12 protein-coding genes and 2 pseudogenes are annotated in these 14571 nt (G+C 61.4%); 6 read left to right on the top strand and 8 right to left on the bottom strand.

Translation table 11 applies throughout. From position 1 onward, the window contains the following. Window positions 1-43: 43 nt before the first annotated feature. Complete coding sequence (locus ABTV29_RS20000) at window positions 44-205, bottom strand: DUF2986 domain-containing protein (protein ID WP_433766412.1); 162 nt, start codon at window positions 203-205, stop codon at window positions 44-46. Between the two features lie 251 nt (window positions 206-456). Between ABTV29_RS20000 and ABTV29_RS19995 the strand changes: the two genes are divergently transcribed. From ABTV29_RS19995 to ABTV29_RS19970, 6 genes are all read left to right on the top strand, one after another. Next, the gene (locus ABTV29_RS19995; protein ID WP_433766411.1) at window positions 457-732 is read left to right on the top strand and encodes a metal/formaldehyde-sensitive transcriptional repressor; all 276 of its coding nucleotides are present in this window, start codon (window positions 457-459) and stop codon (window positions 730-732) included. Window positions 733-739: 7 nt separating this feature from the next. Next, complete coding sequence (dmeF, locus tag ABTV29_RS19990; protein WP_433766410.1) at window positions 740-1660, top strand: CDF family Co(II)/Ni(II) efflux transporter DmeF; 921 nt, start codon at window positions 740-742, stop codon at window positions 1658-1660. Between the two features lie 9 nt (window positions 1661-1669). Then, a complete protein-coding gene (locus ABTV29_RS19985; RefSeq protein WP_433766409.1) occupies window positions 1670-1858 on the top strand; it encodes a DUF1289 domain-containing protein in 189 nt (62 codons plus the stop codon). A 175-nt stretch (window positions 1859-2033) separates the two neighbouring features. Continuing rightward, entirely contained in the window at window positions 2034-3056 is a 1023-nt protein-coding gene (locus ABTV29_RS19980; protein WP_433766408.1) for a GlxA family transcriptional regulator, read from the top strand. A gap of 259 nt (window positions 3057-3315) precedes the next feature. Then, on the top strand, window positions 3316-4527 hold the full coding sequence (locus tag ABTV29_RS19975) for a M24 family metallopeptidase (RefSeq protein ID WP_433766407.1): 1212 nt from the start codon (window positions 3316-3318) through the stop codon (window positions 4525-4527). Window positions 4528-4753: 226 nt separating this feature from the next. Next, a complete protein-coding gene (locus ABTV29_RS19970; RefSeq protein WP_433766406.1) occupies window positions 4754-6094 on the top strand; it encodes an MFS transporter in 1341 nt (446 codons plus the stop codon). A gap of 141 nt (window positions 6095-6235) precedes the next feature. On the opposite strand, the gene ABTV29_RS19965 is transcribed toward ABTV29_RS19970, so the two are convergent. The 7 genes and pseudogenes from ABTV29_RS19965 to ABTV29_RS19935 all read right to left on the bottom strand — a co-directional run bounded on the left by ABTV29_RS19965 (window position 6236) and on the right by ABTV29_RS19935 (window position 14492). After that, complete coding sequence (locus tag ABTV29_RS19965) at window positions 6236-7255, bottom strand: GlxA family transcriptional regulator (protein WP_433766405.1); 1020 nt, start codon at window positions 7253-7255, stop codon at window positions 6236-6238. A 272-nt stretch (window positions 7256-7527) separates the two neighbouring features. Further along, the gene (gabP, locus tag ABTV29_RS19960; protein WP_433766404.1) at window positions 7528-8922 is read right to left on the bottom strand and encodes a GABA permease; all 1395 of its coding nucleotides are present in this window, start codon (window positions 8920-8922) and stop codon (window positions 7528-7530) included. An 80-nt stretch (window positions 8923-9002) separates the two neighbouring features. Further along, window positions 9003-9785, bottom strand: a complete 783-nt coding sequence (locus ABTV29_RS19955; RefSeq protein WP_433766403.1) for a creatininase — start codon at window positions 9783-9785, stop codon at window positions 9003-9005. A gap of 309 nt (window positions 9786-10094) precedes the next feature. Then, window positions 10095-11417, bottom strand: a complete 1323-nt coding sequence (locus tag ABTV29_RS19950) for a DUF1329 domain-containing protein (RefSeq protein WP_433766402.1) — start codon at window positions 11415-11417, stop codon at window positions 10095-10097. A gap of 411 nt (window positions 11418-11828) precedes the next feature. Next, window positions 11829-12812, bottom strand: a pseudogene (locus ABTV29_RS19945) (methyl-accepting chemotaxis protein); the annotation flags it as partial. Between the two features lie 303 nt (window positions 12813-13115). Further along, a pseudogene (locus ABTV29_RS19940) lies at window positions 13116-13394 on the bottom strand (PAS domain-containing protein); the annotation flags it as partial. 174 nt (window positions 13395-13568) lie between these two features. After that, window positions 13569-14492 (bottom strand): LysR substrate-binding domain-containing protein, encoded by a 924-nt coding sequence (locus tag ABTV29_RS19935; protein ID WP_433771954.1) that lies wholly within the window; start codon window positions 14490-14492, stop codon window positions 13569-13571. Between the last annotated feature and the right edge of the window lie 79 nt (window positions 14493-14571).

The raw sequence follows: 14571 nt of genomic DNA, 5'->3' as shown, positions 1-14571 counted from the left end.
CAGCACCGGGTTGTAAATTCCGGTGGGGCTCCAGCGACGGGGATCAGCTTTCGGAGGAAGCGGTTGAGTCATCACTGGCTTCAGCCGCCAGCTTCAAGCGGTCGGCTTTGCTGATGTACTTGGGCTTGTTCTTCGGGGCCAGTTTGGCATTGGCCTTTTTCGCGTGAGCTTCCAGCAACTGCTTGATTTTTTTGCGGCGATTCATGGTTTCTACTCGGTCTGTAACTTTTTGAATGGTATCAGATCGTTGTGGGAGCGAGCCTGCTCGCGATGAGGGCGTGTCAGTCGACATCATCGTTGACTGACCCACCGCCATCGCGAGCAGGCTCGCTCCCACAGGTTTTGTGTCGACCATACGTCATTCAACCCACAATGTTTTTAGGGTCGCAGACCCACCTTGCCAACATCGCCAGCCAGGCGCATCATGCTCGCCAATATAGGGTAGGGGGGTATGCTATGGGTCACACCAGGGCTGGAAAAGACGAATTGCTCAAACGCGTCAAGCGCATCGCGGGCCAGGTACAGGCCATCGAGCGTGCGCTGGAGGGTGAAGGGGACTGTGCCAAGACCCTGCATCTGGTGGCGGCAACCCGTGGGGCGATCAACGGCTTGCTCGATGAAATCATCGAAGACCACGCCCGGGAGCACGTCGCCAGGCCGGGCCTGACCGACGAGGAGCGGGCACAGGGCGTCGAAGAGCTACTCGAAGCCATCCGCCGTTATTCGAAGTGAGGCACGCATGAGCGCTTATATTCACAGCCACAACTTCCTCGGGGCCGGTCACGACGACAACGCCCGGCGCACGCTCTGGGTGGTGATCCTGACCCTGGTGATGATGGTCGGCGAAATCGCCGCCGGGTACATCACCGGCTCCATGGCCTTGTTGGCCGATGGCTTCCACATGGCGACCCACGCCGGGGCGCTGGGGATCGCGGCCGCTGCCTACGCGTTCGCGCGCAAGCATTCGGAAAACTCCGCCTACAGCTTCGGCACCGGCAAGGTGGGGGATCTTGGCGGATTCGCCTCGGCGTTGATCCTCGGCCTGATCTCGCTGGGTATCGGCGTCGAGTCGGTCATGCGTCTTCTGCAACCGACCCAGGTGCAGTTCGGCACGGCAACCTTGATTGCCGTGGTCGGCCTGATCGTGAACGTCGTCAGTGCACTGCTGTTGGCGGGCGGCGCGGGCCATGATCACGGGCATGCCCACGATCATGGTCATCATCACCACGGACACTCCCACGGCGAAGACAACAACCTCAGGTCGGCCTACGTTCACGTGCTGGCGGACGCTGTCACCTCGGTCCTGGCCATCGTCGCGCTGCTGGCAGGCAAGTTCCTCGGGTGGGTGTGGCTCGATCCGGTCATCGGCATCGTCGGCGCAGTCGTCATCGCCCGTTGGGCCTGGTTGCTGATGAAGGACACCGCTGGCGTGTTGCTGGACAAGACCGATGAGCACGTGGCCGAAGAGATCCGTGAACTGCTCGGGCAGTCCGCGCAGTTCAACATCACCGACCTTCACGTCTGGCGCGTGGGCCCGCAGGCGCGGGCGGCCATCGTCAGCGTGCAGGGTCCGGCGCAGTGGTCTGCCGACGACGTGCGCAGTGCGTTGAAGCCTGTCCATGAGGTCACGCACCTGACAGTGGAATACCGCACAACATGAGCGGCAAGCATGGCTAAAGACATTGAAAACCCCTGCGTTTCGCTGTGCCAGCTCAACAGCGAAATGTGCGTGAGCTGCGGACGCACCCGGGAAGAAATCCGCAAATGGCGCGGCATGAAACGGCCGGAAAAGATGGCGACCGTGCAGAAAGCCACGGCTCGCATGAAAGCGATCACTAAAAAGAAAAACAGGCTATAGGCAGCCGATCTCGCGCGGGATCGGTCACGGCCTTCGCGAACAAGCCCGTTTTCGCATCACCCTCGACTCCGGTAGTGGCGAACACTTAGGGGTCGAAATCTGACATCCGCCGATGATCCCAGGCGCCGACAATCGGGTGCATTCCTGAGTGTTTGAAGTGGCGTGGAGATCGGCGATGGCTATCAGTGTTTTGACCTGTTCAAGATTGCAGTCGGCGCCGGCTGTCCCCGACTCGCCACAGCCGCCGACACTGAACATTGGTTTCTGGTTGACGCCAGCCTTCGATTTTTACGCCTTGGCCAATGCGCTGGAGCCCTTGCGACTTGCCAACCAGTTGGCGGGGCGCAGCGTTTGCCAGTGGCAAGTGCTTAGCCTGGGCGCAGGGCAACTGCTCGCGAGCAATGGCATCACAACCACGACTGCGCGGCTGGATCAGGCACACGGGCTCGATGTGCTGATCCTCTGTGGTGGAGATGAGCCGAACCTGCAAGCGGAGTACCCGGACCTGCTGGCGCAGCTGACCCACTGGGCGGCGCAGCCGGTCGGTCTGGGGGCATTGGGCAAGGCAGGCTGGCTGCTGGCGCAGATTGGCGCACTGGATGGCTTTCGCTGCAGTTTGCCTGAGCTGGCCGCGTCGATGGCCTTTGCCGCTTTCAGCGAACTGACACCCGTGGCCGCGCCGTTCTGTGTCGACCGCGAGCGTCTGACCTGTGTCGGCCCGCAAGCCGTGCAAGGGCTGATGCACGAACTGCTCGCCCGCACCCATGGCCGTGGCCTGATACTGCGCATGGAAAAACACGCGGCACGCCAGGCGCGAGCGCTTTTACCCGTGCATGACGCGCCGGCAAAGCTTCAGGCAACCCTGGCATTGATGAACGACAACTTGAGCCAGACCCTGGGTATCGACGAACTGGCCGACGCCCTGTGCGTTTCCAGGCGGCATCTGGAGCGACTGTTCAAGCGCAGCCTGGGTTGCTCGCCATCCCGACACTACCTGGACTTGCGGCTGCAACAGGCACGTCAGTTGCTGCGAGGCGGTGAACAGTCCCTGCCGGAGGTCGCCCGTGGCTGTGGATTCGTCTCCGTGCAGCATTTCTTTCGCTGCTATCGCCAATACTTCGGCGTACACCCACGCGACCATATGGGCGCGACTCCAATCACCCGGGTACAAGGTCGCCGCGAGCAAACCCGTGCCTGAAGCGCGATAGAAGCGCCGCCGACAAAAGCCGCGATCCTCGATCCTGAATTTCCTGCCCCTGCCAAGTGGTTTACCTCGCCTGGCGGGGGCTTCGTGTTTTCCGGGTGGCCAAAAAAAGGGGCTTTTGGCAAACAGCGGATCTGACCAACTACAGGTCGGATTCGCGCAAAAAACCTCACTTTGCATCTGTTCGAATGATCTCCAGCGGCCCGCCAGATTGGCGCCTTCTGTCGCTCAATCAATGACAAGGATAAAAGACATGCAAATGCCGAAAACCATCCAGATCAAGAACGGTGAAAAAATCAGCCCGACCTTCTCCGCTCAGGAATACGCCAACCGCCAGGCCAAGTTGCGGGCTTATCTGGCGCAGAACAATATCGACGCGGCAGTCTTCACGTCCTATCACAACATCAACTACTACAGCGATTTCCTGTTCTGCTCCTTCGGGCGTCCCTACGCGCTGGTAGTGACCCAGGACACTGCCGTGACCATCAGCGCCAACATCGACGGTGGCCAGCCATGGCGCCGTACCGTCGGCACCGACAACATCGTCTACACCGACTGGCAGCGCGACAACTACTTCGTCGCCATCCAGCAGGCATTGCCCCGGGCGGGGCGCATCGGCATCGAGTTCGACCATCTGAACCTGCTCAATCGCGACAAACTGGCCAGCCGCTACCCGCAAGCAGAGCTGGTGGACATCGCCGCACCCTGCATGCGCATGCGCATGATCAAGTCCGCCGAAGAACACGCGATCATCCGCCATGGCGCCCGCGTCGCCGACATCGGCGGTGCCGCCATCGTCGAGGCCCTGCGTGACCAGGTGCCGGAATACGAAGTGGCCCTGCACGCCACCCAGGCGATGGTGCGCGAAATTGCCCGCACCTTCCCGGATTCCGAGCTGATGGACACCTGGACCTGGTTCCAGTCCGGCATCAACACTGACGGCGCCCATAACCCGGTGACGTCGCGCAAGGTCAACAAGGGCGACATCCTGAGCCTCAATTGCTTCCCGATGATCGCCGGCTACTACACCGCGCTGGAACGTACGCTGTTCCTCGACCACTGCTCCGACGAGCATCTGCGCTTGTGGGAGGTCAACGTCAAGGTGCACGAGACCGGCCTGAAACTGATCAAGCCGGGCATGCGTTGCTGCGACATCGCACTGCAACTGAACGAGATCTTCCTCGAGCACGACCTGCTGCAATACCGCACCTTCGGCTACGGCCATTCCTTCGGCACCCTGAGCCATTACTACGGCCGCGAAGCCGGGCTGGAATTGCGCGAAGACATCGACACCGTGCTGGAGCCGGGGATGGTGGTGTCGATCGAGCCGATGATTATGCTGCCCGAAGGCCTTCCGGGTGCCGGTGGATATCGTGAACACGACATCCTGATCGTCAACGAACAGGGTGGGGAAAACATCACCAAATTCCCGTATGGCCCTGAACACAACATCATCAAGAAGTAAGCTGATAGAGCCTTTGTGGCGAGGGAGCTTGCTCCCGTTCGGCTGCGCAGCAGTCGTAGAATCGCATAGTCAATGGGGCGGCTGCGCCACCCAGCGGGAGCAAGCTCCCTCGCCACAAGATCTACCGAGCCTTAACCCTGCCAAGTAAAACAATAGAGGGTTTTGTCATGTCCTACGCCTCGACGCTTCGTTTCGACAACCGCACCTCTGACACCGGAGGTGCCCGATGAGCACTCAAACCGCAAGCCTGTCGCCGAGCCAGGCACAGGCACTTGAACAGACCGCCGAACGCAAGGCCCTGCGCCGCGCCGCCAGTGCCAGCTTCATGGGCAACTTCGTCGAGTGGTTCGACTATGCGGCCTACGGCTACCTGGCAACCGTCATCGCACTGACGTTTTTTCCGCAAACCGACAAGGCCACCGCGCTGCTGGCGACCTTTGCCGTGTTCGCGCTGTCGTTCATCGTCCGTCCGCTGGGAGGCCTGGTCTGGGGGCACTTCGGCGACAAGTACGGGCGACGCAGCGCGCTGTCCTGGTCGATCCTGATCATGTCGGTCTCGACCTTCTGCATCGGCATCCTGCCGACCTACAACCATGTCGGCCTGTGGGCCCCGGCCTTGCTGTTGTTGATTCGCCTGTTCCAGGGCTTCTCTGCGTCAGGCGAGTACGCCGGGGCATCGGCCTTTCTTGCCGAGTACGCGCCCGAGGGCAAGCGCGGCTTGTACACCAGCATTGTCCCGGCAAGCACGGCGGCCGGCCTGCTGTTCGGTGCGCTGTTCGTCGCCGGGCTGCATGCGTGGATGAGTGTCGAAGACCTGCACGACTGGGGCTGGCGCTTGCCCTTTCTGCTGGCGGCGCCGTTCGGGCTGGTGGGGCGCTATATCCGCATGAGCCTGCAAGACACGCCCAAGTTCCTGGAGATGGAAAAACGTCTTGAGGCCAAGGAGTGCGCCACCCATGCTCCGGTGCGTGAACTGCTGACCGTGCACCGGCGCAGCGTAATGATCGGGATCGGTGCGACCTGCCTGAATGCCGTGGCGTTCTATCTGTTGCTCAGCTACATGCCGACCTACCTGTCCACCGAAATGGGCATGAGCGAGAGCGATTCGTTCCTCGCGTCGACGGTGTCGCTGGCGACCTATATCGGGCTGATTTTCCTGATGGGCAAGCTCTCGGACAGGTTCGGGCGCAAGACCATGCTGTTGACCGCCTCGGTATTGTTCCTGGTGCTGACCTTCCCGCTGTTCGGGATGCTGGAGCATCAGCCGCTGGTGGTGATCCTGATGATCCAGATTGCCTTCGGTGCGATCCTGGCGATGAATGACGGCACCTTGCCGTGCTTCCTCGCCGAGATATTCCCCACCCGCGTGCGCTTCAGCGGTTTTGCCTTCAGCTTCAACATCGCCAACGCGGTGTTCGGCGGCACGGCGCCCTTTATCGCGACCTGGCTGATCCAGCTGACCGGCAACAAAATGGCCCCGGCGTGGTACCTGCTGGCGGCTGCGGCGGTGGCGTTGATTGCGATGCTGGCGAGCCGGGAGACGGCGTACAAGGCGTTGCAGGACTGATATTCAGTCGGTGTTCTCTCGGACGCCATCGCGGGCAAGCCCGCTCCCACAGGGATCTTCAGTGGATACACAATCTGTGTTCACTACAGAACCTGTGGGAGCGGGCTTGCCCGCGATGAGGCCAGTCAGGTCAACATCAAATCAATGCACCGCCGCCACCTGCTTGCGCTCACCAATCGGCGATACCCCGAAGAACCGGCTATAGCACTTGGAAAAATGCGCCGGCGAAACAAAACCGCAGGCAAGGGCGATATCCCGCACCTGCGATTCGCTGCGCAGCAATAACTGCCGTGCCCGTGCCAGGCGCAATTCCAGGTAGTACTGACTCGGCGTGCGCTGCAAGTGCTTGTGAAACAGGCGCTCCAGTTGCCGCACCGACACCTCGTTCAACCGCGCAAGCTCCTCAAGGCCCACCGGCTCCTCGAGATTGGCTTCCATGATCGCCACCATCTGGCTGAGCTTGGGCTGCGAAGTGCCGAGCTTTTGCCGCAATGGCACGCGCTGTTGCTCCTGCGCCCCCCGCACCCGATCGCACAGCAGCAACTCGGCCGTGTGGGCCGCGATGTCACGACCGTCGGGCTGGTTGCGTGCGATCAATTGCAGGGTCATGTCCATGGAGGCCACGCCACCGGAGCAGGTGTAGCGATCGCGGTCCAGCTCGAACAGCTGGTTGGAAATGATGATCCCTGGGAAACGCTCCTTCAGTGCTTCGATATCTTCCCAGTGAATCGTGCAGCGATAGCCCTTGAGCAGGTCGGCGCGCGCCAACAAGTGACTGCCGGTGCAGATCCCGCCCAGCGGCACCTGGTCATGGGCCAGCTTGCGCAGCCAATTGAGCAGTGGTCGGCTGCTGTGATCGGAGACGATCGGATTCGACCCGACGACAAACAGCACATCGAGTTTGGGGGCGTCGGCGATGGTGTGGTCGGGCAGCACGCGCATGCCATTGCTGGCCATGACCGGGTCCAGGCTGGAAGCAATGATGACCGTGCGGTACAGCGTTTTGCGGGCGGCCAGATTGGCCATGCGCAAGGTTTCCACGGCAGAGGCAAAGCCGATGGTGGTGAAGTTGGGGATGATCAAAAAGCCTATGGTTTTCACAGGCGTTTGTTCATTTGCCGAACGTCCTGCAGCGGGTTTCGCCGCTTGGAGTGTCGCCATTATCGCCGCTCCTCAACTGCTTCAGTGACGTGCCCCGCGGCAGTCGGCCGACAGGGTCAATATCATCTTGTTTTTGTGGTTATCGGCCCCGTTCGAGGGTCGATGGAATCTTACACCGGGCGCCTGCCCGGCAGGCCCTGACGGGACGAACAGGCATGTGGGGTGTGGGTGTCGGGGTGCAGACCTTTCAACGAAAAAAAGCGGCCTGCTCGTGGTGGAGAGCGGGCCGCAAAGAGGTGAACGGGGCATGTGTCTTCGTGGGTGGATGAACCTCAGGCGTTATCGGCCTGGCCCATTCTAACGCTTGGCACTGGCTTCTTCCTGACGTTGAAGATGGCGCCGATGCAGACGATGGACAGGGTCAGCGCACCCGTTGCGATCACTTCCATGCGGTGCTCGGGCAAAATCAGCATGACCAGCAGAATGCTCAGGATGGAGGCAATCACCAGGTAGCTGAGCCAAGGGTAGAACCACATTTTGAAGGCGATCGGTTGACCCGAGGCATTCATTTTCTTGCGCAGCACCAGTTGCGAAACGGCAATCACCAGATAGACCAGCAGCGCAACCGCCCCGGAGGTGGCCAGCAGGAAGGAGAAGACTTCGTTGGGTGCAAAGTAATTGAGTGCAGTGGTCAGGAAGCCGACGGCCGTGCTGGCCAGCACCGCAATGAAGGGCACCCCTGAGGACGAGGTTTTCTGCAGTACCCGAGGGCCATCCCCACGTTTGCTCAGGGAGTAGACCATGCGTGATGCGGTGTAGATGGCCGAGTTGAGGCAGCTGGCCACGGCAATCAGCACCACGACATCCACGATCATTTTCGCGTGGGGAATATTCATCAGCTCAAGGGCTCGCTGATAGGAGCCGACCTGCACCAGCATGGGGTCGTTCCACGGCACGATGGAGATGATCAGGAACACCGAGACGATGTAGAAAATGCCCATTCGCCAGACCACGGAGTTGGTTGCGCGGGTGATCTGTTTGGAGGGGTTGTGGGATTCGGCGGCGGCAATGGTGACGATTTCCGTGCCCATGAAGCTGAAGACTGTGGTGAGCATCGCACCGATCACGGCGGTCATGCCGTTGGGCATGAATCCGCCAAAATGGTTGCTCAGTTGAACCACGCCACTGACGCTCGTATCCGGCAGCGCCCCCGCCAGGGCCAGCGCGCCAAGCGCGATAAAGCCCAGCACCGCGATGACTTTGAGCATGGCGAACCAGAACTCGAATTCCCCGTAGCGCGCCACACTGAACAGGTTGGTCAACGTCAGCAGGCCGGTGACCGCTATCGCAAATTCCCAGGTCTGAATCGAGGGAAACCAGGCATTGAGGATGGCGGCAGCGGCGATGGCTTCAATGGGGATCACCAGCACCCAGAACCACCAGTACAACCAGCCGATGGTGAAGCCGGCGCTGCGGCCCATCGCTCGTTCGGCATAGGTCGAAAACGAGCCCGTATCGGGCGAGGCGACAGCCATTTCTCCGAGCATGCGCATCACCAGCACCACCAGGGTGCCGGACAGAATGTACGCGAGGATGGCCGCCGGACCTGCCGAAGCGATGGCGTGCCCTGAACCGATGAACAGGCCGGCGCCAATGGCACCGGCAATGGACAGCATCGTGACGTGACGCTGTTTGAGGCCTGGGGAGAGATTTGAGCTACTGGACATGAGACTTACCCTTTTTATTCTATTTGGGGAGGGTGAAGCATTTACCGTGTGGCGTTGGTGACGGCACGTCCGTGCGCTCTTCAGGTCTCCAGATTGAAAGCTTCCCGTACCGCGGCGCTGATGCCCGCGACACAGACTTCAAGAATCAGCTCGCCTTTCTCGCGGCTCGAGCCTTTGGGGGATGACAGTGTTCCGCAGGCGGGTGTGCGCTGCGGGATGATCGGGAAGACGTCATAAGGCGGGAAAGTGGCGGGAGGGTGGTCGACGGCACGACTGAGGTCGACCTTGTCGGGGTGCAGGGCCAGCATCAGGGACGTTTCGAAAATGCCGCCGTGTTCGATATCCCAACCGAGGAATCCGTCGGGGTACAGCTTGTCGATAACGGCCGGATCGTTGACGAAGTCCCAATAGGACAGCACCACGATCTTGAAGTCGCTGATGCCGGCGTAGCGCAGTTCGCGCAGGGCAAGGTCGATGCCCTCGACGATGAACATCGAGTTTTCATAGTGACCATTCATCATCACCAGCTTGCGTGCGCCGTGGCGTGCCAGCTCCCTGATGATGTCCTGCACGGTATGGGTCAGCGTGGCGCCATCGAGGCTGGTGGTGCCCGGAAAGTGGTTGCCGCCGCCGGATTTCTGCTGCGATTTGTAGCCATAGTTGAGGGCGGGCAGCACCAGGCCGCTGACATTGCGCGCGACCGCCTTGCAGATTGCCGTAGGCAGTAGAACGTCGACCTCCATGCACATGTGATGTCCGTGCTGTTCGAGGGCGCCCACCGGCAGGAAGATCGGGCAGCCGGTCGCGACCTTCTGCGCGTATTCCGGCCAGGTGAGTTCTCCAATAACGACACTGTTGTTCATCCGCACACCCTCTGAAAGTGATTGACCTGTCGGCGATTGTCGACCGTTGGTCGCAGTCGCTCGCTGCCGTCTGCCGAGCCTTTTGATCGGGAAAATCGAAGGTGGCGCTGAGGGCGATTCGACCAGATAGAGAGGGGGCCGACTTGTCCAAATCCGACCTGTAAATGACAAAACGCCCTCTAATTTGGCGTTTTTGAAGGTGGATCCAGATATGTGGGTGCCGCTTTTGGGCAAGAGCAGGGCAAATGCGGGGCAGGGAGGCCCGGCCGGATGCCGGCGGGGCCCGTGATTTTGCAGGGCGAGAGGACCCTAACGGATCCCGGTCCCCGCCATGGCTTCCGGCACCCACTGCGCCGTCGACAGCGGTGCGGTGTAGTGAATGCCGCCATGGGGCCCGACCACACCGTTGATGTTGTAGGTGCCTCGCGTCAGGTCGTAGGTCATGAACGGCGTGGCATCCGGAACCTGCTGGTCGTAGCTCTGGCTGAAGAAGGCAAACGAGCCGCGGTAAAGCTGGCCGCTGGTGTCGTACTGATCGGAAGCCAATGCGGCCCAGGTGTCTTCATCCAGATAAAACCGGCGCTTCTGGTAGATGTGTTTGGCGCCTGGCTTGAGATTGCCCTCGACGACGTAGACCCGGTGCTTTTCCCAGCGCACGAAGTCCGGGGCGATGAAGTTCGGGGTGGTAAGCGATTTGGCGTCGCGCACGTAGGTCAGTTTGTAGGTGTTGTAGGGCACGATCATTTCCCGCTTGCCCACCAGCGTCCAGTCATACAGCTCCAGCGCACGGGCGGTGCCCGGGTTGGGGGTGTCGTAGGCCAGGATCGAAATCTGTTTGACCCGGCGCTGGCCCGGCAGGTATTGCCAGGCGCGGCCGGGGTATTGCACCGGGTTGCTGGCGTTCTTGAGCATGATCGACTCGCCGGCCCGGCGCGCAGGTCCGGTATAGGACAGTTTCAGCTGATGGTAGATGTCGGAGTTGTTGAACGGCCGGGACAGGTTTTCGTAGATCGGAAAGGAGACGAAGGCTTCGCCGCTGACCGCCAGGCTCGCCACGCCCGCCGCGTCGACGTTCCACGAGTCGTACTTGGAATGGATGTTGACGCCCTGATAGCGCAGCAGGAAATTCCACATCGCCTCGGCGCCCGATTGCGGTATCGGGAATGGCACGCCGGGCAGCACGTTGTCGATGGCGACGCCACCGTCCAGGGATTTGGCGGCGGTGGCATTGCGGCGGCTGTTGTTCAGCACCGCCTCGGGAAGCGATGCCGTGCGGTGGGTCGGGTAGACGTCGATGCGGTATTCGGGGTAGCGCCGGGCCAGCTCCACGGTGGTGGCGGTCAGCAGGCCTTTGTACTGGTCGATGTTCTTGCCATTGATCACCAGCAGCGGCTTTTCGTTGGCAAAAGGGTCCGGGCGCATGCTGTCGCCGCTCTTGAAGCTGGCAGGGGCGGTGGTCAGGCCACCGTTGTAGGGCGGAATCGAGCCATCGGCGTTGCCGGCCTGTTCGGCGCCGACCAGGGTCAGGCTGGTGCCGAGCCGGGCGGCTTCCTGACTCGATACGACGGCATGAGCCTCGAGGCCCAGCGTCAGCAGTGGTAGCGCAGCCAGAAGGCTTTTCACGAATGTCATCTTGTTATTCTCCTGCCGGGGGGTGCGGCAACTCGTGACTGCGGTGGAGCAGTCGCGTCGGCGCTTGTGGCGCCGGAGGATTTTTGTTGATGACATTAAAAAGCGCCCGCAGAGGGGGCGCTTTTCATTTGACGACAGCCACTTGGCTATCCATGACAGCCCGGGCTATTCCAGCCGGCAGGGAAGGTGGGGGGTGTTCGCGGCCCAAATCAGACAATGCCGACAAACGACAGGATAAACAGGACAATTACTACGGCACCGACGAGGTAAATGATGTTGTTCATGACTTCACCGCTCCATTGATTTTGGGGTGTGAAACAGACAGGTAAAAACAGAGATGTCTAAACAGCTGACATCTCCGTTTACAAATACGTTCCCCCCAAGTGTCGATGGACCAACAGGCGCACATCGCTAGCGGTTGAAGCGCTCGGCCAAGCCATGCAGGTAATCGGCCATGGCTTCCAGGTCCTGGCTGATCGCGGCACCTTGCCCGGCCTGTCCGGCGCTGTGCTCACAGAGTTGCGCGATGCGCGTGATCTGCTGATTGATATCTTCAGTCACGTGACTTTGCTCTTCCGAGGCCGAGGCCATCTGCTGGCTCATGTCGGTGATGCGGCTGACCGCTTGACCGATGCCAACCAGCGCCGCCTGCACCGCCTCCACCCGTTGCATGCTTTCCCGGGAGATCTGCTCGCCCCGGCTGGCCGTCGAGACGGCGCGATCGGCACCCAGGTGCAGTGACGTGATGATGCCGTGGATCTGCTCGGTGGAGGTGCGGGTGCGTTGTGCCAGCGAGCGCACCTCGTCGGCGACCACCGCAAAACCTCGACCCTGTTCACCGGCCCGAGCCGCCTCGATGGCCGCATTGAGCGCCAGCAGGTTGGTCTGTTCGGCGATGGCGGTGATGACATCCACGACACTGCCGATCGATTGCGTCTCGCTCGCCAGGGTATTGACCGCCTGGCCGATTTCATTGACGGCCTCGTTCATCGCTTGCATGGCCTGCAGGCTCTGCTGGGCCAGCTCACCGCCTTCGCGGGTCAGCTGGTCGGCCTCGCTGGCGGCGTGGGCCGTGCTGAGGACGTTTTGCGTCACCTGCTGGTTGGTTGCCGCCATCTGCGAAATGGCCGCGGCAGACTGATCGGTTTCGCTGCGCTGGCGATCCAGCATCTGCGCTTGCTCGCCAGCCAGCCTGGATGATTGCGCGGCCTTGTCCTTCACGCTGACCCCGGCATCGACCAGCCGGCTCAAGGCGGTCTGCATGCGCGCATGCTCACTGAGCATCGCCATGTCCAGGCGGCCCTGGGGGCCATGGTTGTCGCTGAAGGTGAGGGCAACCAGTGGATCGGAAAAGGCCTTGGGATGGTCGGCCAAGGTACGTTCGATGGCTTGGCGATGCCGGGACTCGATCAGGTACCAGGCGATGCCCAGGCTCGCCACCAGCACACCTTGCGCCGCAACGCCAGGCAGCCACTGATCGCTGGCCAGTGAAACGGCGCCTGCGACCCACAATGGCCAGCCGTGTTTGAGCGGTCGCAGCATTTTCGCGCTCAGGGCAACGATGGGCTTGCCGGCGCGCATCCTGGCATAGAGCGCCGATGCGCGACGCACCTGGTCATGGCTGGGCAGCGAGCGAACCGACTCGTAACCGCTCAGGCGGCCGTTTTCATAGATGGGCGTGACGTAGGCACTGACCCAATAGAAATCGCCATTCTTCGCGCGGTTTTTGACAATCCCCATCCAGGGCTTGCCTTGCTTGATGGTGTGCCACATGTGAATGAACACCCCCGGTGGCATATCGGGGTGGCGCACCAGGTTATGGGGCTGGCCGACCAATTCGTCGTAGGTGAAACCGCTGATGGCGACAAAGGCGTCGTTGCAGTAGGTGATGCGGCTGTCCAGGTCGGTCGTGGAGATCAGGCGCTGGTCGGCAGGGAAGACTCTTTCATGCTCGGTTATGGGCAAATTCACACGCATGGGGGTGCGATTCCTCTTCGGATTATTAGTATCGGCGCGGCCTGTAATCAGAACCTGAGGCACGCCGATCTGCCCGGTTCCGATTCGGCTGGCGGCTTTGTTCTACGCGCAATTGGCTGGAGATGACCCTGCATTGGACGACAAACGCTTTTCATTTCATGACAGCGACCGGCTTCACTTCTGCCCAAAGCGCGCGGCATTTCCGCTGGCGCGAAACTCTTCGACGATGTAGTCCACGAATACCCGCACCTTGGCGGGCAGCAGCTTGCGGCTGGTGTAGTAGATCGCCAGCGGCGAGGCGTCGGCGTACCACTCGGGCAGCACCCGCACCAGTTCGCCGCGCTCCAGCAGCGGCAGGGCATGGGGCAGCGGCAGCATGGCGATGCCCATGCCGCTGGCCGCCGCGCGGGCGATGGCTTCCGGGTCGTCCAGCACCATCACCGGGCGCACGCTGGCCACCACTTCCTCGCCCGCGTCGTTTTTCAACGTCCATGGCGCCAGCCGTCCGCTACTGAGCAAGCGGCGCAGCAACCCGCGATGACGTGTCAGTTCCAGTGGATGCGTTGGTGCCGGATGCTCCTGCAGATAGGCCGGCGAGGCCACAAGCGCGATGCGCAAGCGCGCCAGCTCACGGGCAATCAGGGCGTCGGTCAACTCGATGCCACCGCCGATGGCGACGTCGAAACCCTCGGTGATCAGGTCGACCTGGCGGTTATCGAAATGCAGATCGGGCACCACGTCCGGATAGCGGCGCACGAACTCGTTCATCATCGGTACGAAGTATTCGCGACCCACCGTATAGGCCAGCGAGACCTTCAGGGTGCCGGCCGGCTTGCCGGCGCCCTGGCGCAGATCAGTCAGCGCATCGCCAATCTCGGCCCACGGCAGGCGCACCTGCCCATACAGGCGCTCGCCTTCGGAGGTCAGCGCCAGGCTGCGGGTGCTGCGCTGGAACAACCGCACCCCCAGCCGGGACTCCAGCTGGCCCACGCTTTTGCTCACCGCTGCCGGTGTGAGCCCCATGCGCCGGGCCGCCGCCGAGAAGCTGCCCTCGTCGGCGGCGCAGATGAAGGCATCCAGATAGCTGCTGAGTTCGATTGTCATGGCTGCGCCTTATACCGTTGGTTGAAACTGATTGCGCATTTTAGCGACTACCGGGAACAAGTCACCACGGACA

This window comes from Pseudomonas putida, from assembly GCF_050989985.1.
GTDB lineage: Bacteria > Pseudomonadota > Gammaproteobacteria > Pseudomonadales > Pseudomonadaceae > Aquipseudomonas > Aquipseudomonas putida_AI.
Note: the sequence above shows the minus strand (reverse complement) of the source record. Positions and strands in the feature narration are given on the sequence as shown.

Coding starts and splice junctions, on each gene's coding strand:
- ABTV29_RS19995 (WP_433766411.1), top strand. CDS start 457: ATGGGTCACACCAGGGCTGGAAAAGACGAATTGCTCAAACGCGTCAAG.
- ABTV29_RS19950 (WP_433766402.1), bottom strand. CDS start 11,417: ATGACATTCGTGAAAAGCCTTCTGGCTGCGCTACCACTGCTGACGCTG.
- gabP (WP_433766404.1), bottom strand. CDS start 8,922: ATGTCCAGTAGCTCAAATCTCTCCCCAGGCCTCAAACAGCGTCACGTC.
- ABTV29_RS19955 (WP_433766403.1), bottom strand. CDS start 9,785: ATGAACAACAGTGTCGTTATTGGAGAACTCACCTGGCCGGAATACGCG.
- dmeF (WP_433766410.1), top strand. CDS start 740: ATGAGCGCTTATATTCACAGCCACAACTTCCTCGGGGCCGGTCACGAC.
- ABTV29_RS19985 (WP_433766409.1), top strand. CDS start 1,670: ATGGCTAAAGACATTGAAAACCCCTGCGTTTCGCTGTGCCAGCTCAAC.
- ABTV29_RS19980 (WP_433766408.1), top strand. CDS start 2,034: ATGGCTATCAGTGTTTTGACCTGTTCAAGATTGCAGTCGGCGCCGGCT.
- ABTV29_RS19965 (WP_433766405.1), bottom strand. CDS start 7,255: ATGGCGACACTCCAAGCGGCGAAACCCGCTGCAGGACGTTCGGCAAAT.
- ABTV29_RS19975 (WP_433766407.1), top strand. CDS start 3,316: ATGCAAATGCCGAAAACCATCCAGATCAAGAACGGTGAAAAAATCAGC.
- ABTV29_RS19970 (WP_433766406.1), top strand. CDS start 4,754: ATGAGCACTCAAACCGCAAGCCTGTCGCCGAGCCAGGCACAGGCACTT.
- ABTV29_RS20000 (WP_433766412.1), bottom strand. CDS start 205: ATGAATCGCCGCAAAAAAATCAAGCAGTTGCTGGAAGCTCACGCGAAA.